General features: G+C 70.6%; 18 protein-coding genes and 1 tRNA gene. 14 read left to right on the forward strand and 5 right to left on the reverse strand.

The window, feature by feature from the left end; all coding sequences use genetic code 11:
• The first annotated feature begins 22 nt into the window (after window positions 1-22).
• From VV01_RS03030 to VV01_RS03055, 6 genes are all read left to right on the forward strand, one after another.
• Entirely contained in the window at window positions 23-469 is a 447-nt protein-coding gene (locus VV01_RS03030) for an FAS1-like dehydratase domain-containing protein (protein WP_050668592.1), read from the forward strand.
• Window positions 469-885, forward strand: a complete 417-nt coding sequence (locus VV01_RS03035; protein WP_050668593.1) for a MaoC family dehydratase — start codon at window positions 469-471, stop codon at window positions 883-885. The genes VV01_RS03030 and VV01_RS03035 overlap by 1 nt, the downstream gene beginning before the upstream one ends.
• A complete protein-coding gene (locus tag VV01_RS03040; RefSeq protein ID WP_050668594.1) occupies window positions 885-1,955 on the forward strand; it encodes a UDP-N-acetylmuramate dehydrogenase in 1,071 nt (356 codons plus the stop codon). The genes VV01_RS03035 and VV01_RS03040 overlap by 1 nt, the downstream gene beginning before the upstream one ends.
• A complete protein-coding gene (locus VV01_RS03045) occupies window positions 1,952-2,809 on the forward strand; it encodes a hypothetical protein (RefSeq protein WP_050668595.1) in 858 nt (285 codons plus the stop codon). The genes VV01_RS03040 and VV01_RS03045 overlap by 4 nt, the downstream gene beginning before the upstream one ends.
• Before the next feature lie 126 nt (window positions 2,810-2,935).
• A complete protein-coding gene (locus VV01_RS03050; protein WP_050668596.1) occupies window positions 2,936-3,610 on the forward strand; it encodes a hypothetical protein in 675 nt (224 codons plus the stop codon).
• A gap of 152 nt (window positions 3,611-3,762) precedes the next feature.
• Window positions 3,763-4,437 carry a hypothetical protein gene (locus VV01_RS03055; RefSeq protein ID WP_157508721.1) on the forward strand — a complete coding sequence of 225 codons (675 nt, stop codon included), beginning with the start codon at window positions 3,763-3,765 and terminating at the stop codon, window positions 4,435-4,437.
• 27 nt (window positions 4,438-4,464) lie between these two features.
• On the opposite strand, the gene VV01_RS03060 is transcribed toward VV01_RS03055, so the two are convergent.
• Window positions 4,465-5,496 carry an adenosine deaminase gene (locus VV01_RS03060; RefSeq protein ID WP_050668598.1) on the reverse strand — a complete coding sequence of 344 codons (1,032 nt, stop codon included), beginning with the start codon at window positions 5,494-5,496 and terminating at the stop codon, window positions 4,465-4,467.
• Window positions 5,493-5,987 (reverse strand): DUF5709 domain-containing protein, encoded by a 495-nt coding sequence (locus VV01_RS03065; protein ID WP_050668599.1) that lies wholly within the window; start codon window positions 5,985-5,987, stop codon window positions 5,493-5,495. The genes VV01_RS03060 and VV01_RS03065 overlap by 4 nt, the downstream gene beginning before the upstream one ends.
• Before the next feature lie 156 nt (window positions 5,988-6,143).
• Between VV01_RS03065 and VV01_RS03070 the strand changes: the two genes are divergently transcribed.
• The 5 genes from VV01_RS03070 (at window position 6,144) to rplA (ending at window position 8,931) form a co-directional block, all read left to right on the forward strand.
• Window positions 6,144-6,216 (forward strand) — tRNA-Trp (locus VV01_RS03070).
• 36 nt (window positions 6,217-6,252) lie between these two features.
• On the forward strand, window positions 6,253-6,549 hold the full coding sequence (secE, locus tag VV01_RS03075) for a preprotein translocase subunit SecE (protein ID WP_050671690.1): 297 nt from the start codon (window positions 6,253-6,255) through the stop codon (window positions 6,547-6,549).
• Between the two features lie 125 nt (window positions 6,550-6,674).
• Entirely contained in the window at window positions 6,675-7,607 is a 933-nt protein-coding gene (nusG, locus tag VV01_RS03080; RefSeq protein ID WP_050668600.1) for a transcription termination/antitermination protein NusG, read from the forward strand.
• Window positions 7,608-7,696: 89 nt separating this feature from the next.
• On the forward strand, window positions 7,697-8,125 hold the full coding sequence (gene rplK, locus VV01_RS03085; protein ID WP_050668601.1) for a 50S ribosomal protein L11: 429 nt from the start codon (window positions 7,697-7,699) through the stop codon (window positions 8,123-8,125).
• Window positions 8,126-8,205: 80 nt separating this feature from the next.
• Window positions 8,206-8,931 carry a 50S ribosomal protein L1 gene (rplA, locus tag VV01_RS03090; protein ID WP_050668602.1) on the forward strand — a complete coding sequence of 242 codons (726 nt, stop codon included), beginning with the start codon at window positions 8,206-8,208 and terminating at the stop codon, window positions 8,929-8,931.
• A gap of 82 nt (window positions 8,932-9,013) precedes the next feature.
• Here the strand turns inward: rplA and VV01_RS03095 are convergent, their stop codons facing one another.
• From VV01_RS03095 to VV01_RS03105, 3 genes are all read right to left on the reverse strand, one after another.
• Window positions 9,014-9,808 carry an isocitrate lyase/PEP mutase family protein gene (locus VV01_RS03095; RefSeq protein WP_050668603.1) on the reverse strand — a complete coding sequence of 265 codons (795 nt, stop codon included), beginning with the start codon at window positions 9,806-9,808 and terminating at the stop codon, window positions 9,014-9,016.
• Window positions 9,809-9,898: 90 nt separating this feature from the next.
• A complete protein-coding gene (locus VV01_RS03100) occupies window positions 9,899-10,453 on the reverse strand; it encodes a SigE family RNA polymerase sigma factor (RefSeq protein ID WP_050668604.1) in 555 nt (184 codons plus the stop codon).
• Window positions 10,450-11,445: a hypothetical protein gene (locus VV01_RS03105; protein ID WP_050668605.1), complete on the reverse strand. Its 996-nt coding sequence runs from the start codon at window positions 11,443-11,445 to the stop codon at window positions 10,450-10,452. The genes VV01_RS03100 and VV01_RS03105 overlap by 4 nt, the downstream gene beginning before the upstream one ends.
• Before the next feature lie 203 nt (window positions 11,446-11,648).
• On the opposite strand from VV01_RS03105, the gene VV01_RS03110 reads away from it, so the two are divergent.
• The 3 genes from VV01_RS03110 (at window position 11,649) to rplL (ending at window position 13,906) form a co-directional block, all read left to right on the forward strand.
• A complete protein-coding gene (locus VV01_RS03110; RefSeq protein WP_050668606.1) occupies window positions 11,649-12,572 on the forward strand; it encodes a hypothetical protein in 924 nt (307 codons plus the stop codon).
• 263 nt (window positions 12,573-12,835) lie between these two features.
• Complete coding sequence (gene rplJ, locus VV01_RS03115) at window positions 12,836-13,444, forward strand: 50S ribosomal protein L10 (protein WP_050668607.1); 609 nt, start codon at window positions 12,836-12,838, stop codon at window positions 13,442-13,444.
• A 75-nt stretch (window positions 13,445-13,519) separates the two neighbouring features.
• Entirely contained in the window at window positions 13,520-13,906 is a 387-nt protein-coding gene (gene rplL, locus VV01_RS03120; protein ID WP_050668608.1) for a 50S ribosomal protein L7/L12, read from the forward strand.
• Window positions 13,907-13,915 lie beyond the last annotated feature (9 nt).

The following is a 13,915-nucleotide window of genomic DNA, read 5'->3' on the forward strand; positions in this document are numbered from 1 at the left end:
GCGGCGTCCTAGGCTGCGGGGTGTGCCTGTGAATCCTGAGGTGGAGGGTCGGACGTACCCACCCACCGCGCCGTACGTCCTCTCCCGCGCCAAGATCCGCGAGCTCGCCGAGGCGGTGCAGGCGAAGGACACCGCCCACACCGACGTCGAGGTCGCTCGTTCCCGCGGCTACGCCGACGTAGTCGCGCCGCCGACGTTCCTGGTGAGCGTGGCGCAGCAGGGTGAGGCGCACGCGATCCTCGACCCCGAGGCCGGCATCGACTTCGGTCGGCTGGTGCACGGCGAGCAGAAGTTCGTCCACCACCGTCCCGCGGTCGCCGGCGACGAGGTCACCGCGCAGACCACGGTCGAGCGCGTACGCCAGGCCGGCGGCCACTCGATGGTCACGCTCATCACGCAGATCACCGCCACCGGCGGCGACCCGGTCTGCACGGCCACGTCGCTCATGGTCATCCGAGGAGGCGAGTGATGGCGCAGGTCCAGGCCGAGGTCGGCCAGCAGCTGCCGACCCGCACGATCCATCTCGACCGCGCGGCGCTCGTGCGCTACGCGGGTGCGAGCGGTGACTTCAACCCGATCCACTGGGACGAGCGGTTCGCGACGGCTGTCGGTCTCCCCGACGTGATCGCGCACGGCATGCTCACGATGGGCGCCGCCGTCCAGGTCGTCGTCGACTGGGTCGGTGACGCCGGCACCGTCCTCGAGTACTCCACGCGGTTCAGCGCTCCCGTGCCGGTCTCGTACGACGGCGGCGCTGACGTCGAGGTGAGTGCGGTCGTGAAGTCCGTCGACGCCGAGACCCGTCGCGCCGTCGTCGAGATCACGGCCACTCACGACGGCGCCAAGGTGCTCACCCGCGCGCTCGCGACCGTGGCGCTCGGCTGATGCGCGAGTACGAAGGCGCCGACCTGGCGTCGTACACCACGATGCGCGTGGGCGGCCCGGCGGCGCGGCTGGTCGAGGTCAGCACCACCGATGAGCTCGTCGACGCCGTGCGCGAGGTCGACGACGCCGACGAAGAGCTGCTCGTCGTCTCGGGCGGGTCCAACCTGGTCATCAGCGACGACGGGTTCGCCGGCACGGCCGTCGTGGTCCGTACGAGCGGCGTCGAGCTGGAGTCCGCCGACGGCTGCGCGGGCGCGATGGTCCGCGTCGCCGCCGGTGAGGAGTGGGACGGCTTCGTCGCGCGCACGGTCGCCGAGGGCTGGTCGGGCGTCGAGTGCCTGTCGGGCATCCCTGGCCTCGCCGGTGCGACGCCGGTGCAGAACGTCGGTGCCTACGGCCAGGACGTCGCGCAGACCATCGCGTCCGTCCGGGTGTACGACCGGCACCGCCAGGAGGTCCGCACGTTCGCCAACGCGGACTGCGGATTCACCTACCGGCACTCGCAGTTCAAGGGCACCGCACGATTCGTGGTCCTCGACGTGCTGTTCCAGCTCGAGCTGACCGAGCAGTCGCAGCCGATCGCGTACGCCGACCTGGCCCGCCAGCTGGGCGTCGAGCAGGGCGACCGCGTCGCGCTCGCCGACGCCCGTGACGGCGTGATCGCTCAGCGGCGCAAGCGCGGCATGGTGCTCGACGCCGACGACCACGACACCTGGTCGTGCGGTTCGTTCTTCACCAACCCGATGCTGAGCCCGGCCGACTTCGAGGTGTTCCGCCGCCGCGTGACCGACCGACTGGGCGAGGGCGTGGCGCCGCCGGAGTTCCCCGGCGACCGGGGCTCGCTCAAGACCAGCGCCGCGTGGCTGATCGACAAGGCCGGCTTCGGCAAGGGCCACGGCATGCCCGGTCCGGCTGCGCTGTCGACCAAGCACACGCTCGCCGTCACCAACCGCGGCGCGGCCACGGCGTCCGACATCGCGGCGCTCGCCCGCGAGGTCCGCGACGGCGTCGAGGCGGCGTTCGGCGTACGGCTGGTCAACGAGCCGGTGTTCGTCGGTCACAGCCTGTGAGGATCGCGCGGTTCTGGGTCAAGGACGAGGGCGAGGCGCCCGACCCGGCGGGCCGCCCGTGGCACCTCGGGGTGCACGGCTGGTCCGACACGTCGGTGGCCGACGCCGCCCGGGTCGCCCGCGAGCGGCTGGACGCGGCGCTCGCCGAGGTGCGTGCCGGCCGGCCGTTGCTGGGCGGCTACTACCCGCGGCTGCCGCTGCGGGAGGAGACCTTGCGCGAGCTCGTCGTCGACGGTGAGACGGTGGCCCTCGTCACCCGCAACCGTGATGCGGCGCACGTCCTCAACACCGAGCGCGTCCTGGTCGCCGACATCGACGCCGAACCTCCTGCAGCGCCCGCGCGTCGCGGCCGCTGGTCGCGCCTCCTCGGACGGGCCGAGGCTCCCTCGGCCGACCCCGCCGACGACCCGCGTACGCACGCGCTCGTCCGGGTTCAGGCATGGGCGACCGCGCACCCCGACCTCGGCGTACGGGCGTACGTCACCGCTGGGCTGCGGGTCCTCGTCACCGGCACGGATGCTGCGCCCGCGTCCCAGGAGGCACGCGACGTCCTGGTCGGCCTCGACAGCGACCCGGTCTACATCGAGCTGTGCCGGCAGCACGAGACCTACCGTGCGCGCCTCACCGCCAAGCCGTGGCGAGCAGGGCTCGGCAGCATCCGGATCAACTGGCCGTTCGACGGCGGCGCCGACGACCGCGCGATCCAGAGGTACGACGAGGGCGTCGCCGCGTACGCCGCGGCGGACCTGCTGTCGACCCACGGCCCGGTGCCGGACCCGGGGTCTGCCGAGGCACGCATCATCGCTCTGCACGACGAGCTGAGCGGCGTCGGCACCGGGCGTCCGCTCGCCTGAGGCGACACACCCGCCGCCGCGTCGGGCGTGTCCGCCGGGCAGGTCCTACTGTGCTCGCGTGCCGCGCAGCCGATGCGAAGGGCATCCGGGCCTTCGTCGTGAGCGGTGCTGCTTCCTGGGAGAACGATGAACCGTCGCCTGATCGCCGCAGCCGCCTCGACCGCCGCCCTCGCCGCCACGCTCTCGACCCTGGCCGCCGCACCGGCCGACGCCGCGGGCTCCTGCACTCTGACCGCCCCGGCCAAGGTCAGCATCTGGAAGCCCACGCTGCCGTTCACGCTCACGGCGTCCGGAGCCTGCACCAGCGCCGGAGGCGCCGGGGCGTGGTCGCTGGTGCACCCGTCGTACGGCACCCAGGAGTTCGTCCGGTTCGAGGGCGTGACCTCCAAGGCGTGGAACGTCTACGACTGGGACCGCCGTGGCCTGCAGACCTGGCAGCCGAACGGTGCGTACGACCCCAACCGCGTCGCGCTCAGCCAGAACACTCCGCGCACCGACATCCGGCTGTACGGCGGTGGCTGGATCTCCGCGTCGCGCTCGGGCAGCGTCGTCACGCTCACGGGCACCGCGATCAACTACAGCTCGACGACGCAGACGTTCACGCCGCGCTACGGCGCGGGTGGCCAGTTCCAGTACCGCGATCGCGGCACCTCGACCTGGAAGCCGCTGGTCGGGGTCACGACCGGCACCGGCGGCAAGGTCACGTTCCGGCTGACCAACCCGGTCGTGCGCGACTACCGGTTCGCGGTCTACTCCACCTCGACCATCTGGGACGGGGTGAGCTCGCCGGTCACGAAGTGATCGGCGCCAGGGCCATCGTGACCTGAGCGCGATCTGTTATTTCACCAGGAACGCTGGCGTCACCGATAGCGGCAGTTCTAATCTCTGCGCACCGGACGTGATGCGAAGGGCGACGTGCCTCAGACCGTCCGTCGTTCGACAGGGGAAACATCATGCTTCGTCGTACTTTGGCGACCCTTGGCGCTTCGGCGCTGCTCGCCGGCGCGGCACTCGCCGCCACCTCAGCCCCCGCCTCAGCCGCGGGCTCCTGCACCCTGAGCGCGCCAGCCAAGGTGTCCATCTGGAAGCCCTACCAGGCGATCACGCTCCGCGCCTCGGGCCCGTGCACGTACGGCAGTGGCTGGGGCGGCTGGTACGGCTACCACTCCACGCAGGGCCTCTCGGCCGTCGCCTCCTTCGATCACACGTCCAGCACGATCTGGGACGTGTACGACTGGGACGACCTTGGCGGGTACACGTGGCGGCCCGGCGGCGCGTACGACAGCAGCTACAACGAGCTGTCCCAGAACACGGTCTCCACCAGCGTGCGCCTGCACGGCGCCGCGTGGATCTCGTCGTACCGCTCGGGCAGCATCGTCACCCTGACCGGCACGGCGCTGACCTACTCGCCGACCACCGAGGGCTTCGTCAAGCGGGCGTACGCCGCCGGCCAGTTCCAGTACCGCGACCGCGGCACCTCGACCTGGCGCACGCTCGTCGGCGTCAAGACCGGCTCCAACGGCACCGTGCGCTTCCAGCTGCGCAACAACGTCGCGCGTGACTACCGCTTCGCGACGTACTCGACCCCGACCATCTGGGACGTCGTCAGCGCCTCGACCACGCGCTGACCGATCGGCACCCGACGCCTGGGAGGTTCACGCCTCCCAGGCGTCGATGTCTTTGAGGATGTCCGCCTTGACGTCGCTGGGAGCGCGGGAGACCCGGACGGACGAGCGCGCAAGCTCGGCGAGCGCGGCATCGTCGAGACCGTGGTCGTGCCGCGCGGAGTCGTACTGCGCGACGAGCCGGCTCCCGAACAGCAGCGGGTCGTCGGCCCCGAGCGCGATCTGCGCGCCGGAGTCGATGAGCCGCGGCAGCGGGACCTGGTCGGGCTCGCGGTAGACACCCAGCGACACGTTGCTGCGCGGGCAGACCTCGAGTGCGACGCCCGAGTCGACCACGCGCTGCAGGACCGCATCGGACTCGACACTGCGTACGCCGTGGCCGAGCCGGTCGGGCGCGAGCGCGTCGAGCGTCTGGCTGACAGCCATCGGCCCGAGCAGCTCGCCGGCGTGCGGCACCGATGCGAGCCCGCCGTCGCGAGCGATCGCGAACGCGTGAGCGAACTCCTCGGTCATGCCCCGCCGCTCGTCGTTGCTCAGCCCGAAGCCCACCACCGAGCCCGGCGTCTCGCCGGCGTGCTTGACCGCCAGCCGCGCGAGCGTGCGGGCGTCGAGCGGGTGCTTCAGCCGTGACGCCGCCACGATCACGCCGACGCCCGTGCCGGTGGCCTCGCTCGCGAGACGCGCCTCGTCGAGCACGATCTCCAGGGTCGGGGTCAGCCCGCCGAAGTGACCGGCGTACGACGTCGGGTCGACCTGGATCTCCAACCAGCGCGAGCCCTCGAGCGCGTCGTCCTCGGCGGCCTCGCGCACGATGCGCCGCATGTCGTCCTCGTCGCGGACGCACGCGCGGGCCGCGTCGTACAGGCGCTGGAACCTGAACCAGCCGCGCTCGTCGGTGCCCGACAGCTGGGGCGGCCACTCCGACAGCAACGACTGGGGCAGGCGCAGCCCGTGCTTGTCGGCGAGGTCGCGCAGCGTGGTGATGCGCATCGAACCGGTGAAGTGCAGGTGCAGGTGCGCCTTGGGCAGGTCGGCGGTGGCACGGGGCGCGGCGGTGCTCACTCCTCGTCGTCGACGACGTGGACGGCGGCCTCCTCGGCCGAGGCGCCTGCGCCGTCGATGCCGGCATCACCCGCGACGAGGTCCTTCTCGGTGTCCTCGCCGAGGCCCTCGTCCTCGGCGACCAGGCGACCGGCCCGCTCGTCGCCGACCTCGTCATCGCTCAGGAAGTCCTGGTCAGCGTCGATCGCGTCGGGGTCGTCACCACCGACGCGGTCGGTGTCGAGTCCGCTCTCGTTGTCGGGGGCGCCGTACGCCGACTGCGGGTCGGGCACCTCCTGCGAGATCCGCTGGTCGATCGTCTCGCCGGCCTCCTGCTCGGCGGCGGTGTTGCCGTAGCCGGGGCTGGGGCGGTCGGCGGGGGAGTAGCCCTCGTCGAGGGCGTCGTCGACACCGCGGTCGACGAGGGTGTCCTCGGGCTGGAGCTGGTCCTCGTCATCGAGGCTGTAGGTCGTCTGGTCCGACTCGGCTGACGTGTTCTCGTAGTCCGTCATGGGCCGACGCTACTGCGTGCGACGATGGCGGTGGAGAGCAACCCGGGCAGGCGAGTTGGCCTCGGCCGCCGCTGGTCGCGTACACTCGCACGTCGGACGACGAGGCCGCCCCACGGGCCCGCGTCGTCAGGTTCCGGAGCCTTGGCCCCGGGGCGAAGGGCACTAGCTCAATTGGCAGAGCACCGGTCTCCAAAACCGGGGGTTGGGGGTTCAAGTCCCTCGTGCCCTGCACGTTGCAGGATCGAAGACCACCATCGGGCACCCGATGGTCGCCGAGACGAAAGAAGTGGTCGTGACTGAGACGAGCACCACGCGCAGTCGTGGAGCAGGTCGCAGCGCGGGAAGCCGCACGGGCAACCCGCTCGCGCGCTTCTTCGGCGGCATCGCGCTGTTCATCCGGCAGGTCCTCGACGAGATGCGCAAGGTTGTCTGGCCCACGCGTCAGGAGCTGATCAACTACACCGCGGTCGTGCTGGTGTTCATCGTGTTGATCATGGCCTACGTCGTGGGTCTGGATCAGGTGTTCCAACGCGCGGTGTCCTGGGTCTTCGGATCCGCGTGACACCACGCACCACTGGGGCGCCGGCGGCGAGGTCGACTCGTCTGGCCGGCGCTCGCGGTGTACGGGCGTCGCGCTCGGCGTCCGTGTGAGTAGTCCAGGTGACAAGCAGTGAAGGAAGCAGGTCAATGACCGAGCAGTGGAGTCCAGAGGCCGAGGCGCCCGAGACCGATGAGGTCCAGGAGGGCACGTCGGCGGACGAGGCGACCCCGTCGGCCGAGCCTGCTGCTGACCTTGTCGACACCGCGGAGGCCGACGTCGACGCCGATGCCGTCGCCGCCCGCGAGGAAGAGGCAGCCGAGCCGTCCGAGGCCGACGCCGACGTGTCCGAGCCCGACGAGTCGAGCGAGTCCGAGGTCGACGCGGTGCTCGAGGCCGAGCCCGAGATCAGCGACCCCGAGTCGGCCGAGCCGGTCCCGGCCGAGCCTGCGGATGACCCGCGCGAGGCGTTCATCGCCGACCTCAAGGCGCAGTTCGGCGAGTGGTACGTCATCCACTCCTACGCCGGCTACGAGAAGCGCGTGAAGACCAACCTCGAGACGCGCATGACCAGCCTCAACATGGAGGACTACATCTTCCAGGTCGAGGTGCCGATCGAGGAGTTCACCGAGATCAAGAACGGCCAGCGCAAGACGGGCACCCGCGTCCGTATGCCCGGGTACGTCCTGGTCCGCATGGACCTCACCGACGAGAGCTGGGGCGCCGTGCGCCACACGCCCGGCGTGACCGGCTTCGTGGGCAACGCCCACCAGCCCTCGCCGCTGTCGATCGACGAGGTCGTCACGATGCTCAACCCGGTCTTCGAGACCGCCGAGGAGGACGCTGCCGCCTCGCCGGAGTCCGGCGCTGCTGCGTCGTCCGGTACGCGCCCCGCGGCGTCGTCCGCCGAGGTCGACTTCGAGGTCGGCCAGTCGGTCACGGTCATGGAGGGTCCGTTCGAGACGCTGCCGGCGACCATCTCGGAGATCAGCCCCGACACCCAGAAGCTCAAGGTTCTGGTCTCGATCTTCGGCCGGGAGACCCCGGTCGAGCTGGCGTTCAACCAGGTCGCCAAGATCTGATCGACGCCCCGCGCGGCCTCGCCGCGTGACGTCCTGCAACCGGGTCATCGCCCACGGCGTGGGCCCACAACCAAGTAGAGGAACATCGCATGCCCCCCAAGAAGAAGGTCGCCGGCTTCATCAAGCTGCAGATCCAGGCCGGTCAGGCCACGCCGGCTCCGCCGGTCGGCCCCGCGCTGGGTCAGCACGGCGTCAACATCATGGAGTTCGTCAAGGCGTACAACGACGCCACGGCGGACAAGCGCGGCAACGTGATCCCGGTGGAGATCACGGTCTACGAAGACCGCTCCTTCACCTTCATCACCAAGACCCCGCCGGCCGCTGAGCTGATCAAGAAGGCCGCCGGTGTCGCCAAGGGCTCGGGCGAGCCGCACACCAACAAGGTCGGCAAGCTCACCAAGGACCAGGTCCGCGAGATCGCCGAGATGAAGATGGCCGACCTCAACGCCAACGACATCGACCAGGCCAGCAAGATCATTGCGGGCACTGCTCGTTCGATGGGCATCACGACCGACTGACATCGGTCTCACCGTGGTTGGGCCGGCGCTGGCCCGTACAACCACAACTCCGCAACACGCGCTATGCACAAGGAGCAGACATGAAGCGCAGCAAGTCCTACCGCTCTGCGGTGGAGAAGATCGACGCCGACAAGCTGTACGCCCCCCTCCAGGCGGTGCGTCTGGCCAAGGAGACGGCGACGACCAAGTACGACTCGACCGTCGAGGTGGCTTTCCGCCTCGGTGTCGACCCGCGCAAGTCCGACCAGATGGTCCGCGGCACCGTCAACCTGCCGCACGGCACCGGTAAGACCGCCAAGGTCCTCGTCTTCGCCAACGGTGACAAGGCCGCTGCGGCCGAGGCTGCCGGCGCTGACTACGTCGGCTCGGACGAGCTGCTCGACAAGGTCGCCGGTGGCTGGACCGACTTCGACGCGGTCGTCGCCACCCCGGACCTGATGGGCAAGGTCGGTCGTCTCGGTAAGGTCCTGGGCCCGCGAGGTCTCATGCCCAACCCCAAGACCGGCACCGTCACGATGGACGTCGCCAAGGCTGTCTCCGACATCAAGGGCGGCAAGATCGAGTTCCGCGTCGACAAGCACGCCAACCTGCACTTCATCATCGGCAAGGCGAGCTTCGACGAGACCAAGCTGGTCGAGAACTACGCGGCCGCGCTGGAGGAGATCCTGCGTCTGAAGCCGTCGTCGTCCAAGGGCCGCTACATCACCAAGGCGACCATCAGCACGACGATGGGCCCGGGCATCCCGCTGGACTCCAGCAAGACCCGCAACCTCACCTCCGAGGAGGCTGCCGGCGAGGAGGCCTGAGCCTCCTTCCGCAGTCGCGTACGACGGCCGCTCACCCCAGCTGGGGTGGGCGGCCGTCGTCGTCGGGATCGACGGACCGCTGTCAGGCGAAGAGTGCGTTGACGTCGCCCCAGCCGAGGGCGTCGTCCATCTGGGTGTAGGTGCCCTCGTCGAGCATCTCGCGGGCGGCGCGTGAGACGTGCCCCAGCACGGCGCCCGCGAGCGAGGACCCGGCCGACACCCGTCGTACGCCGGCCGCCCGCAGCTCCGGCACGCTGGGAGAGCCAGGGCCGACGAGCACGTTGACCGGCGCGTCGATCGCAGCGGTGATGCGGCCGATGACGTCGAGGTCGCCGGTGCCGGGGACGAAGATGCCGCTCGCCCCGGCCGCGAGGTAGGCACGCGCGCGTACGAGCGCGTCGTCCAGGTCTGCGGTGCCGGCGAGGTAGGAGTCGGTGCGGGCGTTGATGAACAGGTCGACTCCTGCTGCGTCGGCGGCCTGGCGTACGACGGACACGCGATGGGCGGCGTCCTCGACGGTCCGAAATCCTCCGGCGTGGGTGTCCTCGATGTTGACGCCGACCGCCCCGGCCTCGATCACCAGCCGCGTCGTCTCGGCGAGCGCCTCGTCGCCCTCGCCGAAGCCTCCCTCGATGTCGCACGAGACGGGGACGTCGACCGCCGAGGTGATCCGCCGCAGGGCCTCGAGCATCACATCACGCTCGAGGTGGTTGCCGTCAGGACGGCCGAGGGACCACGCGACGGCGGCGCTGGTGGTGGCGAGCGCGGGAGCGCCCGCGTCCTCGATGAGCCGGGCGGTGACGGCGTCCCAGCAGTTGGGGAGCACCACGAGGTCGTCGTGGAGGGCATGGAAACGGGCAGCGAGGTCGGTGGCCATGGCCGGCACGCTAGGCGGGAGTGCTGACAGGTGCTGGCAGGTTCGCGACCCGATGGTCGAGCGCCGTCGGTCGACCATCGGGTCGCGGTCTCACGCCGGTCGCAGGCGTCGGTCAGTCGTCTCGATGTCAGCGTGTTCGGCCATGCTCGCGCGCAGCGTGGTGAGCGCCTTGTGGCAGCTGCTGCGGACGGCGACCTTCGAGATGTCGAGGACCCTGGCGACCTCGGCGACGGGCATGTCCTCGTAGAACCGGAGGGCGAGCACGGCTCGCTGCTGCCGAGGCAGTCCACCGGCCAGCCGCAGGAGTGCATCGCGGTCGGCGACCTGATCGGCTGCGCCTCCGGTGACCCGTGCATGACTGCGGACCACGGCGTCGGAGACGACCTCACCACTCGCCGACCGGCGCTTGGCGGACAGGAACGTGTTGACCATCATCGACCTGGCGTATGCGCCAGGCGAACGGCTGGCGGAGACCTTCGACCACTTGTCGATGATCTTGGCCAGGGTGTCCTGAAGCAGGTCCTCGGCGTCGTGCCGGTTGCCGGTCAGCGACAGCGCGCGCCCGCTCGGCCGCGACATGTCGCGGCCGAGGAACTGGTCCAGACCGTCGTCGGTGATGGACCGCTCCGTACGTCGGCCGATCACCGGACGACCTGGGGCTGGTTGCCCGCCGTCCGTGGCGCAGGCTCCTGCGAGGTGGCGGTGACGGCGTGCCACTTCTGCACCCACTGCGGTGGCCTGGTCTCGAAGCGGGACTGGGTGTACGCGTAACCGGACGTGGTGATCCGCTCGGCCGTGGCGGCTGCTGCGGCCAGTGCCGTCGTCCGGGCTGTCCTGGGATCGGCGGCCTGCGCGGACGCCGTCACGAGCAGCGCGCCGACCTGCACCGTCGTACCGATGGCCGTGTCGGAACCCGGCCGGCTCGGGTCGGTGGGGGAGGCGGTCCACCGGTAGGTGCGCCGGTGACCCTCGCGCAGGTCCTCCCAGTCGCCGGTGATCCAGGTCGCGGGCTGCGCCTGGGTGAAGTGGCAGTACGACGAGGCCTGCTTGATGCTGGCGTAGCCGATGCCGCCGCCGGGGTCGCTGATCGTGATCCGGACCCGCAGGCCGTTGCCGGCCTGCGTCTGCGACACCATCGCTGCCGGTGCCTCATAGGTGTCGTCCTGCACGCCGTCGTGGCGGCGTTCGCGCGGGAAGAGGCTGCAGGTCTGGTTGTCGAACGCCGGGGCGAGCGCGTTCTGCGTGCCCGCCTGGGTGAAGCTCAGCCCGCCCACCGGCCGGGTCGGGAACAACGCAGGCAGGTCGTACCCGCGCGGGCCGTCCGGGGTCTGGACGACCGGCCGCGCCGCCGAGCTCGCGGAGGTGCGTGCGGTCGACGTGCTCGAGGCGGCCGGGGTCACGACGTGCTCCGTGCCGGTTCCTCGCAGGCCGACGCTCAGGACGACCGCTCCGGTGACGGCGGCTGCTCCGCACAGCGTGCCGGCACCGGCCAGCGCACGGCGCCTGCGACGAGCACCGCGGGCCTGGCGGTGGGCGGCGTCCAGCACGCGCTCGTGGTCGAACGGCTCGGCGCCGGCGTCGGCGTACCCGGCGCGCAGCTGGTCGGCGATCGACGTGAGCTCGGGGTCCTTCGGCATGGTTCCTCCTGGGTCGAGGGAGTTCTTCGACCTGCAGACGCGGTGGAGGACCACCTGCGTGACCCGCGCCGTACATCACGATTCGGCCGACACCGGGATCGGCGGGTCGGCACGGTTCTACTCTGAGCTGCTTTCCGCGCCCGGCCCGCACGCCGGAGCGGTCTTCGTGCCGGGCCTGACCGGCTGCACAGGGGGAGGATCCCATGATCAGCACCATGCGTCGTACGGCCGCGCTCACGTCGGTCGTCGCGCTGTCCTTCACGCTCACCGCGTGCGGTGACGACACGACGGCGGGGTCGAGGTCCACCAGCCCACCGGTGGCGTCCTCGTCGCCCTCGTCGTCGTCGACGACGACGGCCGCACCGGTGACCGCGACCGCCTCCACGACATCGCAGGCCGCCGGCGGTGGCTCGGTGGCGATGCGCATCCGGACGGCGGTCGACGCCGAGCGCACGGTTCACGTGCAGATGACCTCGCCGGGCGAGCAGGACACGGTCACCATGGACTTCGCCGACCTGGCCGACGAGGACGGCGACGTCGCGATCCAGATGGGCCCGACGACGCGCATGCGCAGCGTCGGGGGCACGGTCTACCTCCAGGACCCCGACCTCGCCGGCCGCACCTGGGTGCGGGTCTCCGAGGACAGCGACTCGATGGCCGGTCTGATGCTCCTGCCGATGGCGGCGCTGACGATGATCGCCGACGTCGACACCCAGGTCGACCTGTGGGAGAAGGGCACGTTCACCTCGCGCGGTCCGGCGACCGTCCGCGGTGCCTCGACCACCCACTACGTCATCAAGGTCCCGGGTGACAAGGTCGTCGAGGCGTTCGACGAGACCGGCGACCTGAGCCCCAACGACCGCGCCGAGATGCGCAAGAGCGCCAAGGGCAGGACGGTGGCGTACGACGTCTGGCTCGACGACCGCGACCGTCCCGTCCGCATCCGTACGGACCTCGCAATGATGGCTCTCGCGTTCGGCGAGGCCGGCGAGGACGCGGACGAGCCGGCTCCGGTCGCGGTCGTCGACTACTCGCGCTGGGGCGCGCCGGTGCACATCGCCGCCCCGCCTGCCGCCCAGGTCAAGGACGCCGACGACGTCCTGGAAGAGGACGCGCCCGCCGGGTGACGGGAGGCGCCGCTGCACCGATTTGGCGCAGCGGCGCGCCGCCCCGTACTCTTGCTCATACCAATGACCGCCGGTTGTCGCGCCCGTGAGGGTGGCGACCGAAGGCCTCGCCAGGAGCGAGCGACCAGCGCAGGTGAGCAAGAGGCCGTACGACGACCGCAGGGTCGGCTCGTACCACTGTGAGCCCCGAGCGCATCTGCGCCGGGGCTCTTTCCTTGTTCCGGGCCCGGACGAGACCGGCACTCACCCGGAAGGAGGCCCGCATGGCGAACCCCGAGAAGGACGCGGCGATCGCAGAGCTGACGGACAAGTTCCGCACCTCGAATGCGGCCGTGCTGACGGAGTACCGCGGCTTGTCCGTGGCCCAGCTCACCGAGCTGCGCAACTCCATCCGTGAGCACGCGACCTACGCCGTGGTGAAGAACACGCTGACCAAGCGTGCTGCCGAGGCCGCGGGAGTCACCGCGTTCGACGGCCAGCTCGAGGGTCCGTCCGCGATCGTCTTCGTCACCGGTGACCCGGTGGAGACGGCCAAGGGCCTGCGTGACTTCGCCAAGGACAACCCCCTCCTCGTCATCAAGAGCGGTGTGCTTGACGGCAAGCCGCTCGACGCTGACGAGATCAAGAAGCTCGCGAGCCTTGAGTCGCGCGAGGTTCTGCTCGCCAAGCTGGCAGGCGCCATGAACGCCTCGCTCAGCCAGGCGGTCTACCTCTTCGCCGCGCCGCTCTCGCAGACCGCTCGTGTGGTCGACGCGCTGCGCGCGAAGGTCGAGACCGAGGGACCCGTCTCCGAGGCTGCCGCTCCGGCCGCCGACGAGGCACCGGCCGATGAGGCCACCACCGACGTCGCCGAGGGTGGCGACGAGAGCTGACGACCGGCGTACGCCGATCGCTCAGCTGACCAACACACCGCCACTCATACGGCATAGAAAGAAAGGACGCCCATCATGGCGAAGCTCAGCACCGACGAGCTCCTTGAGGCCTTCAAGGAGATGACCCTGATCGAGCTCTCCGAGTTCGTGAAGCAGTTCGAGGACACCTTCAACGTCACCGCGGCGGCCCCCGTTGCCGTTGCGGGCGCGGCTCCGGCCGGCGCTGCTGGTGGCGAGGCTGCCGCCGAGCAGGACGAGTTCGACGTGATCCTGGCTGCGGCCGGCGACAAGAAGATCCAGGTCATCAAGGAGGTCCGCGCGCTGACCTCCCTCGGCCTGAAGGAGGCCAAGGACCTCGTGGACGGCGCCCCCAAGCCCGTCCTGGAGAAGGTCGACAAGGCTGCCGCCGAGAAGGCCAAGGAGCAGCTCGAGGGCGCCGGCGCGACCGTCGAGCTCAAGTGAGCCTGATCT

The sequence above is a fragment of the Luteipulveratus halotolerans genome (genome assembly GCF_001247745.1).
GTDB lineage: Bacteria > Actinomycetota > Actinomycetes > Actinomycetales > Dermatophilaceae > Luteipulveratus > Luteipulveratus halotolerans.

Excerpts from the sequence above, each read along its gene's own strand:
- VV01_RS03035 (WP_050668593.1), top strand. The coding sequence starts at position 469 with ATGGCGCAGGTCCAGGCCGAGGTCGGCCAGCAGCTGCCGACCCGCACG.
- VV01_RS03040 (WP_050668594.1), top strand. The coding sequence starts at position 885 with ATGCGCGAGTACGAAGGCGCCGACCTGGCGTCGTACACCACGATGCGC.
- VV01_RS03050 (WP_050668596.1), top strand. The coding sequence starts at position 2,936 with ATGAACCGTCGCCTGATCGCCGCAGCCGCCTCGACCGCCGCCCTCGCC.
- VV01_RS03055 (WP_157508721.1), top strand. The coding sequence starts at position 3,763 with ATGCTTCGTCGTACTTTGGCGACCCTTGGCGCTTCGGCGCTGCTCGCC.
- VV01_RS03065 (WP_050668599.1), bottom strand. The coding sequence starts at position 5,987 with ATGACGGACTACGAGAACACGTCAGCCGAGTCGGACCAGACGACCTAC.
- secE (WP_050671690.1), top strand. The coding sequence starts at position 6,253 with ATGGTCGCCGAGACGAAAGAAGTGGTCGTGACTGAGACGAGCACCACG.
- nusG (WP_050668600.1), top strand. The coding sequence starts at position 6,675 with ATGACCGAGCAGTGGAGTCCAGAGGCCGAGGCGCCCGAGACCGATGAG.
- rplK (WP_050668601.1), top strand. The coding sequence starts at position 7,697 with ATGCCCCCCAAGAAGAAGGTCGCCGGCTTCATCAAGCTGCAGATCCAG.
- rplA (WP_050668602.1), top strand. The coding sequence starts at position 8,206 with ATGAAGCGCAGCAAGTCCTACCGCTCTGCGGTGGAGAAGATCGACGCC.
- VV01_RS03095 (WP_050668603.1), bottom strand. The coding sequence starts at position 9,808 with ATGGCCACCGACCTCGCTGCCCGTTTCCATGCCCTCCACGACGACCTC.
- VV01_RS03105 (WP_050668605.1), bottom strand. The coding sequence starts at position 11,445 with ATGCCGAAGGACCCCGAGCTCACGTCGATCGCCGACCAGCTGCGCGCC.
- VV01_RS03110 (WP_050668606.1), top strand. The coding sequence starts at position 11,649 with ATGATCAGCACCATGCGTCGTACGGCCGCGCTCACGTCGGTCGTCGCG.
- rplJ (WP_050668607.1), top strand. The coding sequence starts at position 12,836 with ATGGCGAACCCCGAGAAGGACGCGGCGATCGCAGAGCTGACGGACAAG.
- rplL (WP_050668608.1), top strand. The coding sequence starts at position 13,520 with ATGGCGAAGCTCAGCACCGACGAGCTCCTTGAGGCCTTCAAGGAGATG.